A 24,970-nucleotide genomic window follows, 5' to 3' on the forward strand; every position below is an offset into this window, starting at 1 on the left:
CCCATGTCAGTGCCGAGCCGCCCACCGGCCACCGCGCTCGACAACCCGCTGCACGCCCTGCTCGACCGGGAGGTGCTCGCGAACCCGTACCCCTTGTTCGAGCGGTGGCGAGAGCAGGGTCCGATGTGGACGTCGGACGGTTCCCTGCTGCTGAGCGACCACGCCAGCTGTATGGCGGTGCTCAAGAGCCACACGACCATGGGCAGCGACACGTTCAACGCGCCGGGGATGCGGGAACTCTTCGGCGACCGCGGCGACGAGCCGGTGCTCAACTCGATCTTCTTCATGGACGATCCCGGGCACGGGCGGCAGCGGAACCTGGTCAGCAAGGCGTTCACGCCACGGATCACCGCGCGCTTCGAGCCGTGGATCCGCGAGATCGTGGACGAACTGCTCCGCGACTGCCTGGCCGGCGGCGAGTTCGACGGCGTGCAGGACCTGGCCGCGGTGCTCTCGCTGCGGGTCATCGCGACTCTCCTGGGCATCCCGGGAGAGGACATCCCGATGCTGCGGGAGTGGTCCAGCGACATGGCGCTGTCCACGGAGCTGCCCACGCTGGTGGCCAGCTTCCACTCCACCGCGATGTTCGACCGCGAGGAACTCGTCCGCATCATCCGCACCACCACCGAACTGCACGGCTATTTCGCGGACCTCATCCACAAGCGCCGCCGCAACCCCGGCGAGGACCTCATCTCCAGCCTGCTCTCCACGCAGGAGAACGGGCGCGGGCTGAGTCGGCGTGAGGTGACGAACGTCGTGGTGACCGTGTTCACCGCGGCCCACGAGTCCACCACGAACCTGATCACCAACGGCCTGCTCGCGATGTCGCGCCACCCGGAGCAGTTCCAGCTGCTCCGGCAGGACCCGGCGATCGCCGGCGACGTGGTCAGCGAGGCGCTGCGCTACGACTGCCCGATCATGCTGACCGGCCGTGTCGCGCTGCGCTCCGACCGGATCAACGGCCTCGACATCCCCGAGGGCTCGGTGGTCACCCTGGTCCTCGCGTCCGGCAACCGGGACGAGCGGGTGCACCCGAGGGCGGGTCAGTTCATCGCGGACCGGAAGCCGGCCGCGATGAACCTCGCCTTCGGCGCCGGCGCGCACTACTGCCTCGGCAGCAGCCTGGCCCGGCTGGAGGCGGAGATCGTGTTCGGTGAACTGGCTCGCCGGCTGAGCGACTTCCACGTGCACGAAGACTCCCTGAGCTACCGCAGGCACGTGGTCGTCCGCGGCCTCGACACCGAACGCATCACCTTCCACCTCTGACCGCCCACCCGTCGCAGGGAGTCGTCCATGCCCGATGAAGTCAGCACGCTCCGGCAGTATCTGAAAAGGGTCACCACCGATCTGTTACGCACCCGGGAGGAGTTGCGCGACGCGACCGAGCGGTCCGCCGAGCCGATCGCGGTGGTCGGCATGTCGTGCCGGCTGCCCGGCGACGTGGCCTCGCCCGCCCAGCTGTGGGACCTGGTGGCTGCGGGCACGGACGCCATTTCGCCTTTCCCCCTGGACCGGCACTGGCCGATCGAGGAGCTCTACGACGCCGATCCGGAGTCCCAGCAGGCGCGCCGTTCCTACGTGCGCGAGGGCGGCTTCCTCAGCGGGGCGGGCGATTTCGACCCCGCGTTCTTCGGGATCTCCCCGCGCGAGGCGCTGGTGATGGACCCGCAGCAGCGGTTGGTGCTGGAGCTGGCCTGGGAGGCCTTGGAGTCCGCGGGCATCCTGCCGGACTCGCTGGTGGGCGAGCGGGCCGGGGTGTTCGTCGGCGCGTCCAGCAACGACTACGAGATGCTATGGCAAGGCACCGACCAGTTCTCCCAGTACGGCATCACCGGCAACACCATGAGCGTGATCTCGGGCCGGATCAGCTACGCCCTGGGCTTCCACGGCCCGGCCCTCACCGTGGACACCGCCTGCTCGTCCTCCCTGGTCGCCACCCACCTCGCGATGCGGGCCCTGCGCGCCGGCGAGTGCCCGATCGCGCTGGCGGGCGGTGTGACGGTGCTGAGCACTCCGGAGACGTTCGTCGAGTTCTGCGGCCAGGGCGTCACCTCCCGGGACGCCCGGATCAAGGCGTTCGCGGCCGGGGCGAACGGCTCGATCTGGGCCGAGGGGGCGGGCCTCCTGGTACTGGAGCGGCTGTCCGACGCGCGGCGGCACGGCCACCAGGTGCTCGCCGTGCTGCGCGGCTCGGCGGTCAACTCCGACGGCACCAGCAACGGGCTCTCCGCACCCAACGGCACCGCCCAGCAGGAGGTGATCCGTACCGCGCTCGCCGACGCCGGACTGTCCACCCAGGACGTCGACGTGGTCGAGGCGCACGGCACCGGCACCCCGCTCGGCGACCCGGTGGAGGGCACCGCGCTGGTAGCGACCTACGGCCGGAGCCGGCCGCCCGGCCGGCCGCTGCTGCTGGGCTCGCTGAAGTCCAACATCGGGCATACGCAGGCCGCGGCCGGAGTGGCCGGCATCATCAAGATGATCATGGCGATGCGGCACGGTCTCGCGCCGAAGACGCTGCACGTGGACAGCCCCACCCCGAAGGTGGACTGGGGAGTGGACGGGGTCAGCGTGCTCGCCGACGCGGTGCCCTGGCCGGAGACCGGCCGAGTGCGCCGCGCCGCCGTCTCCTCCTTCGGGATCAGCGGCACCAACGCCCATGTCGTGCTGGAACAGCACGTCGAGCCGGAGGCGCCGGAGCCCGGCGCGCCGTCCGCCGGTCTGGTGTGGACGGTGTCGGGCCGGACCGAGGACGCACTGCGCGCCCAGGCGGCCCGGCTGCTGGCCTTCGCCGAGTCCGGCGACGCTCCCTCCGCCGAGGGGCTGGCGCACGCGTTGGCCACCCGCCGCACCCACTTCCGCCACCGGCTGGCAGTGCCCGGCCGGGACCTGGCCGACCTCACCTCCGCGCTGCGCGGCCACCTCGGCACCGGCTCGGCCCCCGATGTGGCGGTGGGCGCCGCGGCCGGCGGCGGGGTGTGCGTGCTGTTCACCGGCCAGGGCGCGCAGCGGCCCGGCATGGGGCGGCAGCTCGCCGCCTCCTTTCCGGTGTTCGCCGAGGCATTCGACGAGGTGTGCGCGCTGTTCGACCGGGAGCTGGCGATTCCGCTGCGGACCGTGCTCGACGGCGAACCGGACCTGCTCGACCGCACCGACTACGCCCAGGCCGCCCTGTTCGCGGTGGAGGTCGCGCTGTTCCGGCTCATGCACTCCTGGGGTGTGCGCCCGGACCTGCTGCTGGGACATTCGATCGGCGAGATCAGCGCGGCGCACGTGGCCGGGGTGTGGTCGCTGCCGGACGCGGTCCGGCTGGTGGCCGCCAGAGGCCGCCTGATGGCCGCGCTGCCCGAGGGCGGCGCGATGCTGTCCGTACAGGGCACCGAGCAGGACCTGGCCCCTTGGCTGGCGGAGCGCGCGCAGCGGGTGTCCGTCGCGGCGGTGAACGCCTCGGACACGGTGGTCGTCTCCGGTGCGGACGAAGACATCACGGAACTGGAGGCCGACTGGGCGGGCCGGGGACGGCGGACCCGGCGGCTGCGGGTCAGCCACGCCTTCCACTCGCCGCTGATGGAGCCGATGCTGGCCGAGTTCGGCACGGTTCTGGCCGGGTTGACGACGCACGACCCGGAAATCCCGGTGATCTCCAACCTCACCGGCGAGACGGCCACGGCGGAGCAGTTGCGCTCGCCGGCGTACTGGACCGCGCACGTCCGGCAGGCGGTGCGCTTCCACGAGGGCCTGCGCACCGCACGCGAGGCCGGTGCACGCGTCCTGCTCGAACTGGGGCCGGGCGCGGTGCTTTCCGCGCTGGCCGGGCGGGACGCCGGGCCGGACGAGGCGGTCGTGCCCACCCTTCGCGGGGCCGATCGTGACGAGACCAAGGACGTACTGCTCGCCCTCGGCGCGCTGCACACGCAAGGCGTGGAGGTGGACTGGCCCGCCGTGCTGCCCGCCGCGCCCGCCAGGACGGCGGACCTGCCCGCCTACGCGTTCCAGCACGAGAGGTACTGGCTGGTGCCGGACGGGAACGGGCTGAACCTGCGTTCCACCGGGCTGCTCCCGGTGGGCCACCCGCTGCTGGGCGCCATGCTGCCCGCGGCCGAGGGCGACGGCGCGCTGCTCACCAGCAGGCTGTCCCTCCAGTCGCACTCCTGGCTGGGGGGCCACCGGGTGCGCGACATCCCCCTGCTGGCCGGCACCGGCTTCGTGGAACTGGCGCTGGCCGCGGGCGAGCAGGTCGGCTGCGACCTGCTCGAACAGCTGACCGTCGAGGCGCCGCTGGTCCTGCCGGAGCAGGGCGGGGTCTCGGTGCAGGTGGTGGTGGGCAACACCGAGGAGACCGGCCGCCGCCCGGTGCGGGTGTACTCCCGGCCGGAGGGCGCGGGCCGGGCCGAGCCGGGCCCGTGGCGGTCACACGCCTTCGGCTACCTGGGTGTCCGCACCGCGACGCCGGACACGACCCTCGCGCACTGGCCGCCGCGGGACGTGCGGGAGATCCCGGTCGCGGACGTCTACGACGAGGTGGTCGAGGGCAGGCACTTCAGCTACGAGGGCGCGTTCCGCGGTCTGCGGACCCTCTGGCAACGCGACCACCCCGACGGGAGCTCGGAGATGTTCGCCGAGGTCGCCCTGCCCGCCGAAGCGGCGGGCGACGCGAAGCGCTACAGCCTGCATCCGGCGCTGCTGGACGCGGCACTGCACGCGGTCGGCCTCGGCCCGCAGCTGGACGGGATCGACGAGGGCAACGGCTCGATGCCGTTCTCGTGGTCGGGGCTGTCGCTGTTCCGGGCCGGAGCCTCGACGGTGCGGGTGCACGTCACCGGCGGGAACGGTGACGTGGCGATCACGCTGGCGGACGAGACCGGTGCCACCGTGGCCACCGTGGACTCCCTGGTGTTCCGGCCGCTGCCGGCCGACGAGTCCTACCTGCTGGGACCGGCCGAGGATGGCGCGGAACTGCTCGCACAGGACTGGGTGCCCGTGCGCCGGCCGTCCACAGTGGACGATTCCGGTGACTGGCACGACCCCGGGACCGGCCGGCTCGACCTCGCGTCGCTGGCGGACGCGGAGGACCCGGTGCCGCCGGTGGTGGTGCTGCGCCCGGACCGTCCCGCCGGGGACGACGTCACCGCACGGGTCCGCGCCGCGGTCACCGAGCTGACCGGGTACCTGCGCGTGTGGCTCACCGACCAGCGGTTCGCCGGTTCGCAGCTGGTGGTCTGTACCGAACGCGCGCTCGGCGTGCGTGCGGGCGACGAACCCGACCTGGCACTGTCCGCGGCCTACGGGCTGGCTCGCTCGGCACAGAACGAGTACCCGGGCCGTCTCCTGCTGGTCGACGTCGATGTTGACGAGCCGGCCGGCACCGCGTTGCGCGACGCGGTCGCCGTCGCGTCCGCGGCCCGTGAGCCCCAGGTGGCGCTGCGCGCGGGCGAGCTGCTGGTGCCCCGGCTGCACCGCGACAACGGTCCGGCGGAGAGCGACGGCGGTCCGGCGGAGAGCGACGGCGGCTCGGCCGCCCGCACGCCCGATCCCGACGGCACCGTGCTGATCACCGGTGGGCTCGGGGCGCTGGGCCGCACGCTGGCCCGGCACCTGGCGAGCCGCGGCGCCCGCAGGCTGTTGCTCCTCTCGCGCCGTGGCGCGGAGAGCCCCGGCGCCGCGGAACTGGTCGCCGAACTCGGCCGGCTCGGCGCGCACGCCGAGCTGGCGCGCGGCGACGTCGCCCGGCGCGACGACGTGGCCCGGGTGCTGGCCGGGGTGCCCGCGGAACACCCGCTCACCGCCGTGGTCCATGCGGCCGGCGTGCTGGACGACGGCTTGGTGGAGTCGCTGACCGATGAGCAAGTGGAGCACGTGCTGGCTCCGAAGGTCGACGGAGCCTGGCACCTGCATGAGCTGACCCGGGAGCTCGATCTCGTCGAGTTCACGTGTTTCTCCTCCGCCGCCGGCGTGTTCGGCACCGCGGGCCAGGGGGCGTACGCCGCGGCGAACGCCTTCCTGGACGCGCTCATGAACCAGCGGGCCGCCGCCGGGCTCCCGGCCCGCTCGCTGGGCTGGGGCCTGTGGGCGCCGGACAGCGGGGCCAGCACGACCGACGGGATGGGCGGCGGGCTGGCCGCCGCGGACCGGGCCCGCATGGACCGCACCGGGATCCGCGCGCTGACCGTCGCACAGGGCCTGGCGCTCTGGGACACCGCGACCGGCTCGGACAGGGTCCACCTGGTGCCCATCGGGCTGGACCTGGTCACCGTGGCCGGTCTGGGAGAGGAGGGCATTCCGCCGCTGCTGCGCGATCTGGTCCGCCCGGCCCGCCGCCGGCGCTCCGCGCGGTCCGCCGCGCCCGCCGAGTCCCCGGCGGACCTGGCCCGCAGGCTGAGCAGGCTGAGCCCCACCGAACGGGACCGGCAGCTCCTCAACCTGGTGCTCGGGCAGATCGCGGCCGTACTCGGCTACCCGTCCGCGGACGGGGTCCCCGCGGACGGTCCGTTCGGAGACCTCGGATTCGACTCCCTGAGCTCGGTTGAACTGCGCAACCGGCTCAACGCCGCCACGGGCCTGACCCTGCCCGCCACCTTGGTGTTCGACCACCCCACCCCGGCCATCCTCGCGGCGCACCTCGGTACGGAGGTCGCGCCGGATGCCGCCGGCGCGGAGGAACCGGCGGACGGCCCTGCCGAGCGCGGCCCGGATCAGCTCTCCGGACTCGCGCGGGCGGTCGAGGAGGCGCTGGCCGGCGAGAACGCGCAACGCGACGCGCTGCGCGGACGGCTGCGGGCGGCGCTGCGCGCGCTGGACGGCGAGCCGGAGCCCGGGGCGGACGAGCTGAGCTCGGCCTCCATCGACCAGCTCTACGCCTTCGTGGACCGGGAACTCGGCGATGCGTGAACCAGCAGCCGGGGCCGCCCGGCCGACCGGAGAGGAAACGAAAGCTGTGGGCGAGGATCCGAAGCTCGTCAAGTACTTCCAGCGGGTCACCGCGGAACTCCAGCGCACCCGGGAGCGGTTGCGGGAGCTGGAGAACCCCGCCGACGACCCGGTGGCCGTGGTCGGCATGGGCTGCCGGTTCGGCGGTGGGGTCGGCTCGCCGGAGGAGCTGTGGGAACTGCTCGCCGCGGAGCGGGACGTGATCACCGGGTTCCCGGCCGACCGCGGCTGGACCGAAGACCAGATCTACCACCCGGAACCGGGCACGCCCGGCCGCTCCTACGTCCGGCACGGTGCCTTCCTCGACGACGCGGCCGACTTCGATGCCGAGTTCTTCGGCATTTCGCCGCGCGAGGCGCTCAGCATGGACCCGCAGCAGCGGATCGCGCTGGAGGTCACCTGGCAGGCGCTGGAGTCCGCCGGCATCGATCCGGCCGGGCTGCGCGGCAGCCGCACCGGCGTGTTCCTCGGACTGTCCAACGCGGACTACGCCACGGCGGTCCGCGAGATGCCCGAGGACATGCTGGGCCAGCTCTCCATCGGCAACGCGGGCAGCGTGACCTCCGGCCGGCTGGCCTATGTGTTCGGCTTGCAGGGGCCCGTACTCACGGTGGACACCGCCTGTTCCTCGTCCCTGGTCGGGATCCACCTGGCCGTGCAGTCGCTGCGCGCGGGCGAGTGCTCCCTGGCGCTCGCGGGCGGGGTGACCGTCCTGTCCAGCCCGCTGCTGTTCATCGACTACGCCCGGCAGCGCGCCCTGGCGCCGGACGGGCGGTGCAAGCCCTTCTCCGCGGCCGCCGACGGCACCGCGTGGGGCGAGGGCGCCGGGATGCTGGTGCTGGAGAAGCTTTCCGACGCACGACGCAACCACCACCCGGTGCTCGCGCTGCTGCGCGGAACGGCGATCAACTCCGACGGCACCTCCTCCGGGCTGACCGCCCCGAACGGAACCGCGCAGCAGCAGGTGATCGCCGACGCGCTCGCTTCGGCCCGCCTGTCGCCCGCGGACGTCGACGCGGTGGAGGCGCACGGCACGGGCACCGCGCTCGGCGACCCCATCGAGGCGCAGGCGCTGTTGGCCGGGTACGGCCGCCACCGCGGCGACCGGCCGCCGCTGCTGGTCGGCGCGGTGAAGTCGAACCTCGCCCACACCCAGGCCGCGGCCGGAGTCGCCGGCGTGGTGAAGATGGTGCTGGCCATGCGGCACAGCACGCTGCCCAGGACCCTGCACACCGGCACGGCCACCCCCCGGGTCGACTGGGCGCAGGGCGGGGTCGAACTGCTCACCAGCGCGGTCCCGTGGCCGCGCGACGGGCGCCCCCGGCGGGCGGGCGTGTCCGCGTTCGGAGTCGGCGGCACCAATGCGCACGTGATCCTGGAGGAGGCGGGGCCCGACCCGGACGCCGAGCCCGGTGACCGGGCCGTCCCGCCCCTGCTGGCCTGGCCCCTGTCGGGCAGGACCGAACAGGCGCTGTCCGCCCAGGCGGCCGCGCTGCACGAGCACCTCGACCGGGAGCGCCCGGACCTGCTGGACCTGTCGTGGTCGCTGGCCACCACCCGGGCGCACCTGCCGCACCGCGCGGTGGTGTTCGGCTCCCGCCCGGCCGATCTCGCCGCCGGCCTGACCGCGCTGAGCACGGGCCGGAACGACACCGGGAGCGCCACGGTGGTGGCCTCCGGCACCGCTGTGCGGAACGGCACCACCGCGTTCCTGTACCCGCACGAGTGCACCCCGGCTGTGGTGCGCGCAGTGGCCGCGCAGTACGCCGAAGCCGAGCCGTTCGCCGAGCACCTCTCCGCATGTGAGGCAGTGCTGGCCGGGCTGGCCGGCTGGTCCCTGACGGACGTGCTTCGCGGTGACCCGGACGCACCACCGCTGGACCGGCCGGACGTGCTGGCCCCGGCCACGCTGGCCGTGCTGACCGGCGCGACACGCGTGTGGTGCGCGTCCGGGGTGCGCCCGGCGGCGTTGGCGGGACACGGATCCGGCCGGCTGGCCGCGTCCTGGGCGGTCGGATGGCTGTCCCTGTCCTCGGCGCTGCGGATCGCGGCCGGGCGCCCCGCGGGCGTAGAACCCGACGTCGCGGATGTCCCGCCCCCCGCGCCCGGTGTGCCGGTGCTGTGCGGGGACACCGGCCGCTGGCTGCGGGACCGTCCGGCCGAGGACGACTACCGCACAGTGCCGGCTGCCGAACGCGGCTTGGCCGCCCGCGAGCTGCGGGCCGACGGTCACCGGCTGCTGCTCGCGTTCGGCGGGGACAGCGCGGGCATGGCCGCCGAGCTGTCCGACGGTCCCGCCATGCTGGCCGTGCCGGAGGAGACGGAGAGCGAGGAGACGGAGAGTGAGGAGACGGACAGCGCGGTGACCGGTTCGGCGGCGGTCGTGCGCGCGCTGGGCCGCGCGTACGTGATGGGCGCGGCGGTGGACTGGCGTGCCGTCCTGGCCGGCACCGGTGCGCGGCGTGTCCCGTTGCCCGGCTACGCATTCCAGCGCAGCCGGTACTGGATCGAGCGCGAGTGGACCATGCCGGTGCTGATCTCCGACGACCCCGGGACGCGTGGCCCGGGTGGCAGCCCTGCTGCACCGGCCGGACTCCGGCACGGTCGCGAGCCCGACCGGCGCTCGCCCGCGGCTCTGCTGTGGGCACTGCCCGAGCAGGAGCGCAACGGCCGCGTCGAGACGCTGGTGCGTGAGTGCCTGGGCCGGGCACTGGGCAACGGGCCGGATGACCAGGTCGACGCCGAGGACACGTTCCGCGATCTCGGGATGGACTCGCTGGGCGCCGAAGACCTACGCGATCAACTCACCACCGATGCCGGCGTGGAGATCGAACTCGCCGACGTGCTGAACTACCCCACGGTCGTCGATCTCACCGAGCGCGTACTGGAAAAGCTGGCCGTCCGTGCCGAAGAGGGCACGCTCGACGAGATCGCGGGAACCACCCGGTCCGGGAACGAGGCCCCGGAATCCGGCACCGAGCCGGTGGACCCGGCGCCCGAGAACGCCGACGAAAACGACGGCAGCCTGGCCTCGTTCTACATCCGGGCGATCCGCACCGGCCGGATCAACGTCGCCCTCCGCCTGGCCCGCGCGGCCTCCGAGACCCGCGACACGTTCGACCAGGACGATCCGCGTGACCTCGCCGAACTGCGCAAGGTGGGAGCGGGCGCGGGCGGCCCCACGATCGTCGGCCTCACCCCGCCGATCTTCCCCAACCTGGACCTGCCCTACTCCTACCTGCACGCCGGGCTGGCCCCCGCGTCCGACGTGTGGTCGCTGTGGTCACCCGGATTCGCGGGTGAGGCTCCGCTGCCCGCCGACCGTGCCGCCCTGATGCGGATGCTGGCGAAACCGCTGCGCCGTGAGCTGGCCGGCACCCCGTTGATCATCGCGGGCTACTCCTCGGGCGGCTGGCCGGCACACGACCTCGCCGCGCACCTGGAGCAGACCGGCGTCCCCGTCACCGCACTGCTGCTGCTGGACTCGTACCTGCCGGAGGAGGAGATGGACCAGACCGAGACCCGCAGCGAGTTCATGCGCGAGCAGATCCGGCGACGGGACCTCATGGGCATGTCGCTCGACCGCCCGGACCGGACGGTGACCACCAGCGGCCAGATCGCGGCGATGGGCGGCTACAGCAGGATCTTCAGCGGCTGGCGGCCCGGCCCGCTGAAGGCGCCGGTCCTGCACCTGCTCGCCAGCGAGGTCGTCGCGGGTCTGCCCACCAGCCCGGAGGACCACCCGTTCCCGGCCGAACTGGCGCACCGCGTGCGCAGGCTGCCCGGCGATCACTTCACCATCCTGTCCCAGCACGCCGACCTGATCTCAGCGAACCTGCACGACTGGCTGACGGAGGTGCAGCCCGTATGACGACCGTTCCCGACCTTCCTGATCTTCCTGGCCTTCCTGGTCTTCCTGGTCTTCCTGACGCCGCAGAGGCACTGGAACACTTCCCCTTCGACGACGGCCTCGGCATCGAGGTCAACGAGCGGTTCCGGGAGCTGCGGCAGCGCAAGGGGCTGCTCCGGGTACGGCTCGCCTACGGTGAACCCACCTGGCTGGTCACCCGCTACGCGGACGCCCGGCTGGTGCTGGGCGACGCGCGCTTCAGCCGCGCGATGTCGGTCGGCCGGGACTTCCCGCGCCAGGAGGAGGCGACGGACCTGGCCGGGCTGATCACCATGGACGCCCCCGAACACACCCGGCTGCGCACCCTGTTGATGAAAGCCCTCAGCAAGTCCCGTATGGAAGCACAGCGCCCGACGGTGCACGCGACGGCGGACGATCTGTTGTCGTCGGCGATGAAGGCCGGGCCGGGCATGGACATCGTGGTGGACTACGCGCAGCGGATGAGCGTGCTGTCCATCTGCGACCTGATCGGCGTGCCGGTCTCCGACCGGGAGGTCTTCGAATCGACCAGCGCGGCGCTGATGCCCGGCAGCGCCGTCGGCGCCGAGGACATGATGCGACGGTTCGGTGCCCTGCGCACCTGCACCGAGCGACTCATCGCCGAGCGCCGGGCCCGCCCCCGCGACGACCTGATGTCGGCGATGGTCCAGGCCCGGGACGAGGAGGACCGGCTCACCGACACCGAGCTGATCGACCTGGTCGTCAGCATGCTGCTGGCCAGGTTCGAGGCGATCATCACCCAGATCCCGAACTGCGTCTACGTTCTCACGCGGGGCGACCGTGCGCTCTGGAACCGGCTGCGCGCGAATCCGGCCGAGCTGCCGGCGGCGGTCGAGGAACTGCTGCGCAACAACGCCTCCGCCGGCGCCGGCCTGTTCGTCCGCTACGCGCGGGAGGACGTCAACGTCGGCGGCACGCTGGTGCGCGCGGGCGAAGCCCTGACCGTCGCCGTCGAGTCGGCCAACCACGACCCGGCCCGGTTCGAGGACCCCGACGCAATCGACTTCACCCGGCCACCCGGCGGACACCTCACCTTCGGCCATGGCGCGCACTACTGCGTCGGCGCCCAGCTCGGACGCATCGACCTCCAGGAGGGCCTGCGGGTGCTCCTCACCAGGACCCCGGAGCTGACCGTCCGCGACATCAGGTGGAGAGTACGGCCGCACATCCGGGGCCCGGAGGCGATGCGCGTGACCTGGCAGGGCGGCCCGGAATGACCACCACTACCCACCGGGGGTTCGCCGGCTTCCGGTGGGTAGTGGCAGGCCGGCTGGATCGGGTGCAGTGGCACCGTGCTTTCTCGGGGTCACCAAGGTGGTGAGCCCGGGCGGCCAGATGGAGCTGGACGACCGGAATGGCGGCTCTACCGGTGACGGTCTGACGGCGGTCCCGGTCGCCTCCGACCGCGCGGGATGCGTTCCCGTAGGGATCAGTGGCCAGCGACAGCATCTGCGTACGAGTGGTACCAGCCCTGGCATCCTGGCTCCAAGGGCCGACGCGGGCACGGCCGTCCCGGCTTGCGGTGCCCACGTGAAAGCCCCACTGGGCCGCCGACGTGCGCGAACCGGCTGCGATCAGGGCCCCAACAGCGTTCTCGCGCGCTCCGCAAGCAAAGGCATCAATCGCTCTCGCCACGTGTCGAGAGCGACCATTCCGCTGGACATGCCACCGTGAGCGTATTGCTCCCGGTACGCGGATGACGCCGGGTCGCGGACGAGGTCAAGGCCCATAAGTTCACTGAACGCTGCCTGCACAAGGCCGACCGCTTCGTCCGCCGTCACCGGGACGTCGGTACCGGACAGGTGGTCGCGAAGGGCCCGCCAGACGTGCGGGTCGCCACGCAGCCCCCACGATTTCGGCTCCGGATCGAAGAGGTCGGCCATCTTCACGGTGGCCGCGTCATCATGCGCCATGGCGCCAGTCTCGCAGGGCTGCGAACTGACAACGACGGGAAGTCACCAGCATGCGGTCGGCGTGACCCGGCGCGATGCCCCATGGGCAAACCGGCCATCTCGATGTACGGCATCGAGGACGAAGGCCGACCGGCGGGACTACTCCGGCAAACACCCTTGCCACGGCCTGCACTTCCTCGCCTGCATCCTCGCGCTCGGGCGCGCACCGGTCGAGCACGGCTTCGCCCACCTCAAGAACTGGTGGCCCTTCACCAAACTCCGCGCTGACCCTGCCCGCGCCACCCACCTTCTGCCCGCCCCGCTCGCCTTGACGAACCTCGAAGTCAACCGCTGACAGACGATCTGTGACACAGACAGCCGTCAACGACCAGCGTTAGCGGAGGCTCACTGTGGTCTACCAGGACCAGCGCGCGCATTGGGCTTCATTCACTGAACCGTCCGGGGAACCCACGCAGACCCGGAAGGTCAGGTCCTTCGTGGGATAGTTCGACCGGTAGTAGGGTGAAATGACCTGCGATTCATCCGGCTTGCAGTCCACCGCGGGTGACCGGTAGTGCCACGACCAGCTGCCGTTGATCTTTACCTGGTATTTGATCTGGGTCACCGCACAAGTGTGCTCGCTTCCCTGCAGTTGCTTGGCGCCCGCGTGTACCTCCACGGTGGTGCCGTTCCAGTCCACGCGGCCCCAACCGTTGGCTTCGCCGGTGTCGGGGGCGGGATAGCCCATCCATCCCGTCGCCTGGTGATACGGCAGACCGGTACGGTCCGGTATCCGGGTCCAGTCGTCGGACGCGTGCGCCGGTGCGGTCGCCATGGTGACCGCAGCGGTGCACGCCACGGCCAACACGCCCGATCGCTTGAGGTACTTGCTCATAAGCCCTCCATTGATCATGGTCAGGTGCTCGGTTTCCTGTTGGGGCGCGGCGACCTTAGGAGGCCGAGAACAGACCGCACAAGGCTCGTGCAGTGGACTGGCGCTATATGGCGGAAAGTGACTGAGGGCGTCCCAGGTACCAGGACAGGGGCTAGGGGAGTTGGAGAAGAGGATCCGGCACTCCTGGGTGTCCCGTGGCCGCCGTGGTGGGCGCGCGGCCCGCGTTCGTGGCCGAGAGGAGTACGCACTGCTCACGGGTGAGGGTGCTGGAGCCGTACTTCACGTCGACTAGGACGATCGTGAGCTCCTCAGGTCTCCGGTCGCCCTGCCGGATCTCGAAGGGCGTTGAAGAAGAGGGCTTTGAACACGAGGAAGCCGATGTGGCCGCCGACATGGAACGACGTCTTTGAGGTAGTAGCCGTGCTCCGCCGCATGGAGGAAGGTGCTTCTCCGCGACGTGACCTTCGAAGGTGCTGCGCGAGATCCGGTGAGCCGCCCGCCCCGCTCGGTCAGGGCCTTCTGGCTGTGTTCTCCACGGCGGTGCGGAGCCCGTCTCGGGTCCGGCCGGCGCACCGCTGCACCGCAGTGCGCCGACGCGGGTCGAGCGCACGAAGGCGGCCGCGGTGATCGCGATCGCTACCAGGGCGACCGTCGTCATGGTGAGGAGCCGATCAAGACCGGCCTTCGGGGGCGGTGAATTCGCTGCCTGTCCAGGGGAACCCTGCAAGGTGGTCGAGGCGAGCTTGCAGTCCGTGGGTGCAGGAGATGAGCTGCGTCGGCATGCTACTAGGAGCGATTCCTTGATCGCGAACAGCTATTATCCCGCGTAGAAATGGGCACGCTCGTGCGGATGTGACGAGTTGTCGAGGGGACAGTCAGCACCGGCCCGTTCGTGCGCCGAGGGGGAGGACCAGAGGTGGGGAAGCATGGGTCATGATCCTGGCATTGAGCCTGCGGGAGCGGCAGTCCCGGCTCCGGAACGCCCCGGGGAACTGCTGCGTCGGCTGCGGCGCGAGCAAGGGATCCCCTTGGCCGGGCTGGCTCGCCGGGCGTTCTACAGCAAGGGCTACCTGAGCAAGGTCGAGAACGGTGAGAAGCCGTTGACGAATGAGCTGGCTCGGGTCTGTGACGAGGTGCTGGCCACGGGCGGACTACTCGAGAGGTCCCTTCCGTCGGAGGGACGCGATACCGCGGGCAAGGCGAGGGATGACAGGGGGTGTCCGTATCCGGGGCTGTCCCCGTTCGGGGTCCGGGACGCACAGTGGTTCTTCGGGCGGGAGAAAGCCGTCACGGATGTGGTGTCACAGCTGACAGAGCGACTGCGCGTGCCAGGGCCCCTCTTGGTCATGGCGCCGTCGGGGGCGGGCAAGTCATCGCTGCTGAGGGCAGGCTTGTTGCCTGCCCTCGCGCGCGGCGTGCTGCCTGTGACCGGCTCACAGTCATGGCCCGTCGCCCTGCTCACGCCGGGCACACGCCCTCTCGAGGAGCTCCTGGACCGGATCGCCACAGTGACCGGAGCGTCCCGGACGCTACTGGCAAAGGCCGAACGCGAGGGAGGGGATGCTCTCGCCGCCGCCGTCAGTGCCGCCGTGGGCACTGCGCGAGTGCTCACGGACTCAGGTGCCGGGAACGGCGAGGACGCGCCCGGCGCGATCAGCGATGAGGCCGCCCTGGTCGTCGTGGTGGACCAGTTTGAAGAAACCTTCATGCTGTGCTCCGACCAGAAAGAGCAAGAGGCGTTCGTCGAGGCGCTCCTCGCGCTCACGAGGCAGCGGGAGCCGCATACGGCAGTCCCGTCGGCACTCGTCGTTCTCGGGGTCCGGTCCGACTTCTACGAGCGTTGTCTGGGATTTCCGGGGCTGGCTGCGGCCATACAACGAGGCCACGTGACAATGGGGCCGATGAGCGACGCGCAATTGCGTGACGCCATCACCGGGCCGGCACGCCAGGCCGGCCTGGAGCTGGAACCGGGGCTGGTCGAAATCCTGCTGCGTGACATCGGTCTCGTGCACGGCCATGCGGCCGCCGCCCACACACTAGGCGGCGCGCTCCCACTGCTGTCCCACGCCCTGCTGAGCACCTGGCAGCACCGCGAGAACGGCACCCTGACCGTCGACGGCTACCGGCTGACCGGGGGAATCTCCGGCGCCGTGGCCGCCACCGCAGAACGCGCCTTTGCCTCGCTTCCCCCACACCAGCAGCACATTGCGCGACGCGTCCTATTGCACCTCGTCCAGGTCGGTGAGAGCAGACACACCAGCAGGCCCGGCCGGCGGACGGAGATCCTGGACGCCTGCGCGGACCAGCGAGACGACGCCGACCTCGTCATCGAAACCTTCACGCAGGCGCGCTTGCTCACCATCGACACTGAACACGTCGCGATAGCCCACGAGGTCCTGCTGGACGCCTGGCCCCGGCTGCGCCAGTGGATCGACGAGGACCGAGCCCTCCTGCACACTCTGCAAACCCTGGCCGACGCAGCCGCCACCTGGGATAGAGAAGGGCGCGACTCCAGCCTGCTCTACCGCGGCCCGCGCCTCGCAGCCGCCCTCGAAGCCGTCGAAAACCCTCATGCCAAGGCAGGTCTTACTTCGACAGCCCGCACATTCCTTCAGGCGAGCGCCGATCTCGAGACGTCGCAGAGACGGCTTGAACGCAGGCGCCTGCGGCGCCTGCGCACTCTGACCGCCGGTTTGGCGTCCCTGCTCGTCCTCTCGCTCGTCGCCGGCACCATGGCCTTCCAGCAAAGCCGCGTGGCGGACAACCAACGCCGCGTCGCCCAATCCCGGGAACTCGCCGCCCGCGCCGACGGAATGATGCGCGAGCAGCCGGAGGCCGCCATGCTCCTTGCGCTGAGCGCGTACCGCCGCTCACCCACCACCGAAGCCCGCAGCAGTCTGCTCAGCACCTATGCCCAGTACCCCGGCAACCAGCTCACCGCCCACATGGATGACATGTGGGCGGTCGGGTTCAGCCCCGACAGCCGTATGGTCGCCACGGCGAGCGACGACCATACGGCCAAGCTCTGGGACACGGCCTCGGGAGGAGTCGTCACGACCTTCGCGGGGCACACCGACAGAGTCGCTGACGTAGTCTTCTCGCCTGACGGCCGCATGGTCGCCACGGCGAGCCGGGACCGTACGGCAAAGGTGTGGGACGCGGCCGGCCACCAGCTCGTTGCCACGCTCACCGGCCACTCCAGCGGCATCAACGGCGTAGCGTTCAGCCCCGACAGCCGCACCCTGGCGACAGCGAGCGATGACGGTACCGTGCGCCTGTGGGACGTCGCCACGCGGCGCCAGACCGCGCTCCTGGCCGAGGGCAGCAGTTCTGTCCGGCGTGTCACGTTCTCGCCCGACGGCCGCACCCTGGCTGCCGCGTACAGCGACCAGAAGGTCCGCCTCTGGGATGCCGGATCCCGTCAGGTGAAGGCCACCTTGGGCGGCCACACCAATGCCGTGATGGCCGTGGCCTTCTCCCCCGACGGGCGGACCCTCGCAACCGGGAGCTCGGACCGTACCGCCCGGCTGTGGGACATGGAGTCCTACCGTTCGACAGCCACGTTCACCGGCCACGCCGACCTTGTCTGGTCCGTGGCCTTCTCGCCGGACGGCCGCACCCTCGCCACCGCCAGCTTCAACGACGACACCGCGCGGCTGTGGAACACCACCACGCACGAGGCCACCGGTACCTTGACCGGCGCCGGACTCATATCGGCCGTGGCCTTCAGCCCGGACGGGCAGAGCCTGGTTACCACTTCGGAGACCGGACAACGCGGCGTGACACCCACGCTCCAGCTGTGGAACGCCTCCACGCTCGAAAAGACGCGAACGCTCACCGGAAGCAGCGGGTCCGCCACGGCCGTGGCCGTCTCCCCGGACGGGCAGACCCTGGCCGCCGGTGACTCCAGCGGCTCCGTGCTCCTCTGGGACCTCGCTCACCGCAGTCTCGTCGCCTCTCTCACCGGCCACACGGACGCCATCACCAGTGTGGTCTTCTCTCCTGACGGTCGCACTCTTGCCACCACGAGCGACGACGGCACCACCCGCCTGTGGGACACACGAGCACACACGGAGAAAACCACCCTCCGGGGTCACAACGGGAGTATCCGGGCAGCGGCTTTCAGCCCCGATGGCCTCACCCTGGCGACCGCCGGCACCGACCACAGCACACGCCTTTGGGACACACGCTCCCACCGGCCGGTTGCCGTCCTCGACGGCGAGCCCGACGCCGTCGGCTCCGTAGCCTTCTCACCGGACGGCCACACCCTCGCCACAGGCAGCCACGACACGACCGTCCGCCTATGGGACCTCCGCCCCCGCAAACTCGTCGCCGTCCTGGCCCGCGAGGGCCAGATGTGCCGGACCTACTCCCTCGCCTTCAGCCCTGACAGCCGCACACTGGCCGCGACCAGTTGTGATGTCACCCTATGGAACACCGAGACCCATCGGCGCATCACCAGGCTTACCGGACACACCGACACCACGAGCCGGCTCGCCTACGCGCCCGACGGGCGCGCACTGGCCACAGCCGGCTACGACCGCACCATCCGCCTGTGGGACGCACAAACCCACCGGCCCGTCGCCACACTCACCGGAACCGGCGGCTATGTCTCTGGACTGGCCTACGCACCCACAGGGCACCTCCTCGCTACCACGAACACCGACCGGGCCATCCGCCTGTGGGAACTCGACCCGGAAGCGGCCGGGAAGCGTATCTGTGCTCTAAGCCGCGACCACCACTGGCATCGGACAATCAGCAATTCTTCCGGGAAGAGCCCCTGCGACTGATCCGGGCCCCCGGGGCCGGGCTCGAAATGGTTTCCTGTGCGGTGAGAGCTGCGGCGAAGGCACGTACAGCTCGCGCGGATTCGGCCGACGTCATCTCGTAGTCCTGATGTCGAGATGCGAGAAGTCGGCTTGGGCGCGAAGGCTGCTCAGCAGTGAGCAGAGCGTGAGTGCAAGGGAGAGGCGGGTAGTTCAGGGCCGAGGCGTACCGCCGGGAGGGCCGAAGCTGCCTCGCTCGCCGCACCATCACCATCAGTGGTGGCGCGGCGGTCCGGCTTACCCGATGTCGTACGCGGCACGAGGGGTCGACGCCCATGCCGTGTCCTCCCTAGATCACTGCGTTCTGGGCGGAATGATTTTAGGGTCCTTCTGCTCGTCCTCACTCAGTGCCCAGGTGTTCCAAGCCCAACGCTGAGCCTGTGATTTAGTCCAGCCCCCTTGCTTGGCGTCTGCTCCGTTGTCCGTGCTGCCTCGTGGGATTTCGAGCACGTAGTGGCTGTTGTAGTTTACGAGATAGGTTTTATCCCAGATGTACCACATCTGGGTATCGAGGTTCGGATTGCAGCTCCATTGCTGAGCGGGTGCACCTTCATCTTGGCGAGAGTCTGCAATTTCAAGACATTTACCGCTTCTGGAGTTTCGGATCTGAAAGACGCCGCCCCCTACATCGTGCTTGTACCAGGACGATCCTGATTGGCCCATGCAGTCCCACTGCTGAGCCTTACCTCCGTTTTGAGTGCTTGAGTTTTCAATCTCTAGGCACTTGAGGCTTTTCGCGTTTATTACCCTGGAAGCTGAGAGGTTATCTGCCTGTGCCGCATCAGGTGAAATCAGGGCGACGGCTGCGGTAAAGACGGCCAGGGCTGCAATGCTCGAATGTTTTTGCATGACTACACCTGCTCCTACCTTGGTGAGTGTGGGTGAACGGATTGGCCTTGCGGCAGCTTCGCTGGATTCCTCGGAGTGCCAGTCATAATCATCCGGCTCGACTGCTCCATCGCCCGCGCGGCCGGGGTGTCGCTGGAGGCTGCGGATGCGAACTTCCCGCCCTCGGACGCGGGGGTGCCCAGTGATGTGCACCCCCGCGTTCGGCTGAAAGCAGTACAGCAGCGGCAGAGCTTGTCCAGCAAGGGACGTTGAGTTTCCTTATCGTCCTGGCGGGGGGAAACCAGCGATAAGCTGCTGTTCTCTGAAAATGAAAATTTAGGCCGGGTGCATCTCCGGCCCAGTCGTTTGAGGTGTGCAAGCAGGGCGCGCTCGCGGTGTGCCACTGGTCGGGAAATCAGCGCACATATCCGCCACCACGACTTTCCATCGGGTCGCTCCCCTAAATGCAGCGACAGAAACCTGAGAGGGCTTGGCGACGTTTGCTGTGTCCGGCGGTGCTCATCCCGTGGGCGGTAGAAGGTGCGCCGACGCCTTCGGAGGCCGTTCTGGCGTGCCTGACCGGCCTCAAAGGTGGCTCCGTTCTCTGAGAGCACTCCCCGCAGGCGTCGCCGCAGGCCGGCGGAGGTTTCCCTGGCCACCGTTGGCGCAGGAAACCGGGAAACCCATCGACTCCCGGTGATGGGTGGGCTGAACTGCTGGGTGTCGGCCTGTCAGCGCTCTAGGTGGTGATCCTGTGCGGCTCGCGCTGCATTGGATGCGAGAAAGGATGAGAGAAATGATCGAGAGGATGGCTGTGCGGGCCAAGACTGCTGCAGTCGTAATGGGCGGCGCAATGCTGGTTGCCAGCTTGGCGGCCAGTCCTGCTCAAGCGAGCAGCTGCCAGCAATACGGTTGTGACGGTCGGGACCCGAACAGCGAGAGCTGGGACAAGACGGATACTGACGGTAGAACTTCCAGTCGTGGTAACACGACGCTGGAGCTCAGGTCAGGAAAAAAGAACGGCTACTGGTATGCCTGGGCTCGGGTGTCGACGAGAGGCGGCGCATCCATATGGATAGATCGTTCCGGTACTCCGGCAGACAAGAATGAGCGTTACCTGGGGAAGAAGTGGGTTAAGGAGGGAACTGATTGGACGACCATGTGGTTCTGGCCGGACTATGCGCAGGTTCAGGCATGCGCCAGCACTGGCGATGGGGTCATTTGCGCAAAGCCGTAACTCGAGCACGGCACCTGCCCTCATACCCACGTACGTGAGCGTCTCCCCGGAGGGGGTTCCCGTATCCCGGTGCTTCCCGAGTTCGGCGATAGACCTCTGATTTCCTTCCGATAGAGCAGGCAGGGAAATCCTGGTCTTGGCGGATCCTCAGCCGGGTCGGCGATGATTACGGGCACCCGCTGGGCGACCTCGACTTGAGGATCACGCCTGTGATGGGTGCTCGGATCAGCGCTGTCGCCGTTGGCTGCCGGGCACCCGGATGGACAGCCCTATGCACCACAGAAGCCTAAGCGCCCGCCGGGCGGCGTCCCGTCGAAGACGCGTCATTGCGTTTTCAGCTTCCAAGGGCCAAGTCGTCATCTTCCGCAGGCTTGGCTAGGTGAGGGGTGAGGTAAATGGCGAAGCGAATGAGGTTCCACAGGAATTCCATTGTGGCGGTGCTCAGCAGTGCGCTGCTGATCGCCGGCCTCTCGGCCGGCCCGGGGCATGCGGTCGGGCGTACAGCAGAGCCACTCCGTGGCTGCGAAGACTATGGCTGTGATGGCCGAGATCCCAACAACGTCAACTGGGACAAGACGGACACCGATGGGGTTACCTCCAAGGGTGATGTAACCCTGCAGCTCAGGTCGGGGAAGAAGGGAGCGTACTGGTATGCCTGGGCACGGGTGACCACACGCAGCGATGTCAAAATCTGGATAGAGCGCTTAAATGACATTGAAGGGAAGTCGGGGACGAACCTAGGCAGGAAATTTGTCTCGGCTGGTACAGGGGTTGACTGGACGACTATGTGGTTTTGGCCCGACTACGTCGACCTCTACGCATGCGCCCAGACCGGATACGGGAAGATCTGTGCAAAGCCGTAAGTAGTCATCGCATCGGTTGGAGGCCGCGTCGAAGTGCTGAGGGTACAGACGGGCGGGGCGGCAACCTCGCGACCCTCATCAGCTTTCGGTGAGCAGGTGTGGGGTGCCTCTTGAGCTTGGACCGGGTCGCGCCATGCGGAACGGACGTCATTTTTTCGCTCGTGGCCCAGCGGGTGGCGGACGGCCTAGGCAGTGGCAGGGCGGCCATGAAGTGGGCGAAGTCGTTGGTGGTAGCGAGCGTGCGCAGCCGATCGACGGCGGCGGCCAGGTCCTGGTTTTCACCGCGGACGGCGTGGTGGAAGGCGAGGGCTATGGCTCACACTCTGACTTTGCGGACACGCCCTAGGCGCAGGCAGGCAACGAGGAGCATGCAACTGGGGGCGATGACAGCGGCTCGGTGATCAGGCGTCCCCCGGCAGGTTTTACGGCGAGCCCGCCCCGTGGCCTCACCCGGCCGACGGGGTGGGGCGCAGGATGCAAATGGGGAACGATCGCACTGAGGACGATAACTAGCCGGTCCAGTGCGAGGCTTTCGCCGATGCACCGGCGGTGGCGGATGACGTTGTGGGGGTAGGTCAGGCGGGCCAGGTCCTGGGGGCCGGCGAGACGGCCGCCGAGTACGCGGTCGAGCTCTTCACGCACGCGCTCTTCGGCCTGAGGGTGCCAGCTGAGGACGTGCAGCAGCCAGGTCAGTGCGGTGGCCGGGGCTTCGATACCGCCCAGGAACAAGGTGACGATCTGATCGAGCAGCTCGCGGTCGGTGAGGGGCTGCCTGCCCGGCTCGGTGCCGGCCAGATGGGACAGAAGCCTGGCGGGGTGCTCCTGCGCGCGGGCCGTGGTCAGTACCCGTTCGGCCAGGGCCTCTACTTGGCCGCGTGCACGGTGAAAACGCTTGTGGGGCGGGACGGGCAGCAGGTGCATCCAGGGCCAGAGCGCGACAGCGCGGCGGAGGGTGCCGTGAATGAGGGTGTGGATCTGGTCGGGACGCTGCGGGACTCGGTGCCGCCGAGGGCGGGCTGAAGGATCCGCAACAGCGTGCGGCTGCTCAAGGCGGCCATCCCGTCCAGGGTGTCGACTTCCATGTGCGGGCGCCAGGAGGCCGACAGGGCTGAGCTTTCCTGCTGGAGGACCGTGGTGCAGGCGGCGATGCCAGTGGTGGTGAAGGCCGGCTGCATCAGGCGGCGTTGGGCGCGATGGGTGTCGCCGGCCGAGGAGACCAGGCCATTGCCGACGACGGCGCGCAGGCTGCCGATGACGGGCCCGCCTTTGTCGAAGCAGCCGGCTTGCGAGACCAGCAGGTCGTGGACCAGGCCGGGACTGCGGACCAGGCACGCGGAACGGGTGGCCGGCCGGACGCGCAGGACCGGTCCGGCGCCGGTGCAGCTGCGCAGCCACTCCAGCTGATTGTGCAGCAGGCGAGGGGTCTGCCCGAGGAGAGGGACGGCACCCGGTGCTGCCGGGGCGGCCTGGGATTTCATAGTGACCACCACCAGTCGATAGCGGGGATGCCCGGCGGACCGGTGGCGGCCGGGGTGCCGGTGACGGCATCGAGGATGCGCACTGAGCCGGGGTGGCGAGCTTCGGGAGAGTACGGGTGAGGCGGACGGCGACGCTGACGAACGGGAAGCCGTCGGCCCCGGCGCCGGGGCCCTGGCTCTACTCCACTTCGTCGAACACGAACGTCAGGTAACCCCAGTGTCCACAGCCCGGCGGCCCGGCCCCGGAGGACCGCCATCCCCTTCGGAGCAACTCGTCCGGGAGCATGGCCGGGCCGCTCCTGGCGGCGCCGGACCAAGGCCGGGCGGGCCGCCCGGGTGCGGATTTGCACCGGGTCGGGGGCGGTGTGCGACAGTGGGTCCTCCGGTTCGCCAGGTGCTCCGCCACGTGCGCGGCGGCCGGCCGAATTCCCCACATCTCCCATCCCCGAACCACCGTTCCGGCCTGCTCTCCGCAGATCCGGTCCGTCCGCACGCCCTCCCGCCCTCCTCCACAGAGGAACCCTTCCCCACAGAACGATGCAGGCGACGACCCTTCCTCCCCGAACCGCGGACCTGTTCACCCAGGGCCTGGAACTTCAGACCGGCTCGGCCCTGCTGCGCTTCGGCGCCGCGCGGCCACGCCCGGCCGACCGGATCAGCTGGTCCGGCGACGGTGCGGTGGCCTGGCTCGACGAGCCGCGCGGCCACCTGTGGAGCGTCGGCGAACCGACCGCCGCAGCCGGTCTCACCCTCCGCGCGGCCCACCAACTCCCCGGAATCATAAGAGAGTTCACCGGGCCCCGGGGAACCGACGTGCTGCTCGCCCGCCATCTCGCGGTGACCGACCCGGTCGCCTGGGTCTTCCGTTGGACGCTCGACGAGCCGCCGCTCCACCCGGCGGAGGAGCGGGTGACCGAGCTGGACGAGGCGCACCACGGCGAACTGCTCGCCTTCCTCGGCGAGCACAGCCCGGCCCACTCGACCGGCCCCGGCTCTTCGGACGTCAGCTTCTGGGCGGGGATCCGTGACGCGGACGGGCGGCTGGTGGCGTGCGGCGCCATGAGCAGTCTGAGGGACAGTGGCGCGCCGCTGATGGCGTCCGTCGCGACCGACGCGGCCCTGCGCGGCCAGGGGCTCGGCGCGGCACTCACCTCGTGGCTGACCCGGTACGCCGTCCGCCGCTACGGCTGCTGCACGCTGTGGCAGCTTGCCGACAACACCCCTGCGGACCGGCTCTACACCCGCCTCGGCTACCGCAACGAGGACCCCTGCGTGGCCGCGAGGATCAGCACCCACTGATACCGGCCCGGCGGCCACCGGCCGCCCCGGACTCCACGCTGCGGGTCATGCCAAGCCGTCGGTACGCCGACGATGCCGCAGGCCCCTGACGCGGGGCTGGTTCGGGGCTGGTTCGGGGCTGATGGGGGCAACGCTAGGACGCGGGCTTGAGTTCGACTCCTTCCTGGTCGTTCACCTGCACCGTGTACCGGAGACCGTCGTCGACGGTGATGGTCATGTCCCCTGAATAGTGGTGCGGGCCGTCGCCGGCCTGGGTGTCCACAGTGACGGTGCAGTTCTTGTCACCGGCGGACCCGAAGTGCATGGCGCCATTCGCGTCTTCGCTGCCTTCCTTCATGTCGAGCTGCAGCTGACCCTCCCCGCAGTCGACGACGTCCTTCTCCTCCGTCACTTTCTGCTCGGGGGGCCAGCCGGTGAGCGTGCTGGAGACATTGATGGTCACCGCTTCCGAGCCCGTGGGGCCGGCGGGTGGGGCACTCGACGCAGAAGGGGGCGTGGTGGGGTGTTCGTTCGATCCCTTCTGCGTCAGCAGCACGAAGAACACGATGGACAGCACGAAGAAGAGGACACTCGCGCTCACGAGCGCCACCCTCTGGATCGCCCCCACCTTGCCGGTAATGGTGATCTTCACGTCGCGCGCGGACAGGTCGTTCACCTGCAGGATGCCGATCAGCAGCAGCACTGCGGCGATGATGAGTCCTGCGGTGGGTACGGCGTACTCCACTCCGGGCCTCCTTCCCTGCCGCGTCAAAGCCGATGTCAGCGACGTCAGCGTTTCCCACGGTGGGGGCACCGGGTGGGCCGGGCCCGCCCGG

General features: G+C 69.9%; 14 protein-coding genes. 8 read left to right on the forward strand and 6 right to left on the reverse strand.

What is annotated here, in order from left to right; all coding sequences use genetic code 11:
- Window positions 1–3: 3 nt before the first annotated feature.
- The 4 genes from PS271_RS02040 to PS271_RS02055 are packed head-to-tail and all read left to right on the forward strand — an operon-like array spanning window position 4 to window position 12,054.
- Window positions 4–1,266, forward strand: coding sequence for a cytochrome P450 (locus PS271_RS02040; protein WP_398379550.1), 1,263 nt, complete (start codon window positions 4–6; stop codon window positions 1,264–1,266).
- Window positions 1,267–1,293: 27 nt separating this feature from the next.
- The gene (locus tag PS271_RS02045) at window positions 1,294–6,888 is read left to right on the forward strand and encodes a type I polyketide synthase (protein ID WP_398379552.1); all 5,595 of its coding nucleotides are present in this window, start codon (window positions 1,294–1,296) and stop codon (window positions 6,886–6,888) included.
- Between the two features lie 46 nt (window positions 6,889–6,934).
- Window positions 6,935–10,798, forward strand: a complete 3,864-nt coding sequence (locus PS271_RS02050; protein WP_495656744.1) for a type I polyketide synthase — start codon at window positions 6,935–6,937, stop codon at window positions 10,796–10,798.
- The gene (locus tag PS271_RS02055; RefSeq protein WP_398379554.1) at window positions 10,795–12,054 is read left to right on the forward strand and encodes a cytochrome P450; all 1,260 of its coding nucleotides are present in this window, start codon (window positions 10,795–10,797) and stop codon (window positions 12,052–12,054) included. Before PS271_RS02050 ends, PS271_RS02055 begins: the two co-directional genes overlap by 4 nt.
- 357 nt (window positions 12,055–12,411) lie before the next feature.
- On the opposite strand, the gene PS271_RS02060 is transcribed toward PS271_RS02055, so the two are convergent.
- Complete coding sequence (locus tag PS271_RS02060; protein WP_398379556.1) at window positions 12,412–12,750, reverse strand: hypothetical protein; 339 nt, start codon at window positions 12,748–12,750, stop codon at window positions 12,412–12,414.
- A gap of 61 nt (window positions 12,751–12,811) precedes the next feature.
- Here PS271_RS02060 and PS271_RS02065 point away from each other — a divergent pair, with 61 nt between their 5' ends.
- On the forward strand, window positions 12,812–13,084 hold the full coding sequence (locus PS271_RS02065) for a hypothetical protein (RefSeq protein WP_398379557.1): 273 nt from the start codon (window positions 12,812–12,814) through the stop codon (window positions 13,082–13,084).
- A 60-nt stretch (window positions 13,085–13,144) separates the two neighbouring features.
- Here PS271_RS02065 and PS271_RS02070 read toward each other — a convergent pair whose 3' ends face one another.
- The gene (locus PS271_RS02070; RefSeq protein ID WP_398379559.1) at window positions 13,145–13,624 is read right to left on the reverse strand and encodes a hypothetical protein; all 480 of its coding nucleotides are present in this window, start codon (window positions 13,622–13,624) and stop codon (window positions 13,145–13,147) included.
- A 926-nt stretch (window positions 13,625–14,550) separates the two neighbouring features.
- On the opposite strand from PS271_RS02070, the gene PS271_RS02075 reads away from it, so the two are divergent.
- On the forward strand, window positions 14,551–18,414 hold the full coding sequence (locus PS271_RS02075; protein ID WP_398379561.1) for an nSTAND1 domain-containing NTPase: 3,864 nt from the start codon (window positions 14,551–14,553) through the stop codon (window positions 18,412–18,414).
- A 330-nt stretch (window positions 18,415–18,744) separates the two neighbouring features.
- Here PS271_RS02075 and PS271_RS02080 read toward each other — a convergent pair whose 3' ends face one another.
- Window positions 18,745–19,299, reverse strand: a complete 555-nt coding sequence (locus PS271_RS02080) for an RICIN domain-containing protein (RefSeq protein ID WP_398379564.1) — start codon at window positions 19,297–19,299, stop codon at window positions 18,745–18,747.
- Between the two features lie 1,611 nt (window positions 19,300–20,910).
- Here PS271_RS02080 and PS271_RS02085 point away from each other — a divergent pair.
- A complete protein-coding gene (locus PS271_RS02085; protein ID WP_398379566.1) occupies window positions 20,911–21,378 on the forward strand; it encodes a hypothetical protein in 468 nt (155 codons plus the stop codon).
- Window positions 21,379–21,720: 342 nt separating this feature from the next.
- Here the strand turns inward: PS271_RS02085 and PS271_RS02090 are convergent, their stop codons facing one another.
- Window positions 21,721–22,299 (reverse strand): cytochrome P450, encoded by a 579-nt coding sequence (locus tag PS271_RS02090; RefSeq protein ID WP_398379567.1) that lies wholly within the window; start codon window positions 22,297–22,299, stop codon window positions 21,721–21,723.
- Window positions 22,242–22,856, reverse strand: coding sequence for a cytochrome P450 (locus PS271_RS02095; protein WP_398379569.1), 615 nt, complete (start codon window positions 22,854–22,856; stop codon window positions 22,242–22,244). The genes PS271_RS02090 and PS271_RS02095 overlap by 58 nt, the downstream gene beginning before the upstream one ends.
- Window positions 22,857–23,393: 537 nt before the next feature.
- Between PS271_RS02095 and PS271_RS02100 the strand changes: the two genes are divergently transcribed.
- A complete protein-coding gene (locus PS271_RS02100; RefSeq protein WP_398379571.1) occupies window positions 23,394–24,155 on the forward strand; it encodes a GNAT family N-acetyltransferase in 762 nt (253 codons plus the stop codon).
- A 133-nt stretch (window positions 24,156–24,288) separates the two neighbouring features.
- Here PS271_RS02100 and PS271_RS02105 read toward each other — a convergent pair whose 3' ends face one another.
- Complete coding sequence (locus PS271_RS02105) at window positions 24,289–24,879, reverse strand: hypothetical protein (protein ID WP_398379572.1); 591 nt, start codon at window positions 24,877–24,879, stop codon at window positions 24,289–24,291.
- Between the last annotated feature and the right edge of the window lie 91 nt (window positions 24,880–24,970).

The sequence above is a fragment of the Streptomyces sp. SCA2-17 genome, from assembly GCF_044336695.1.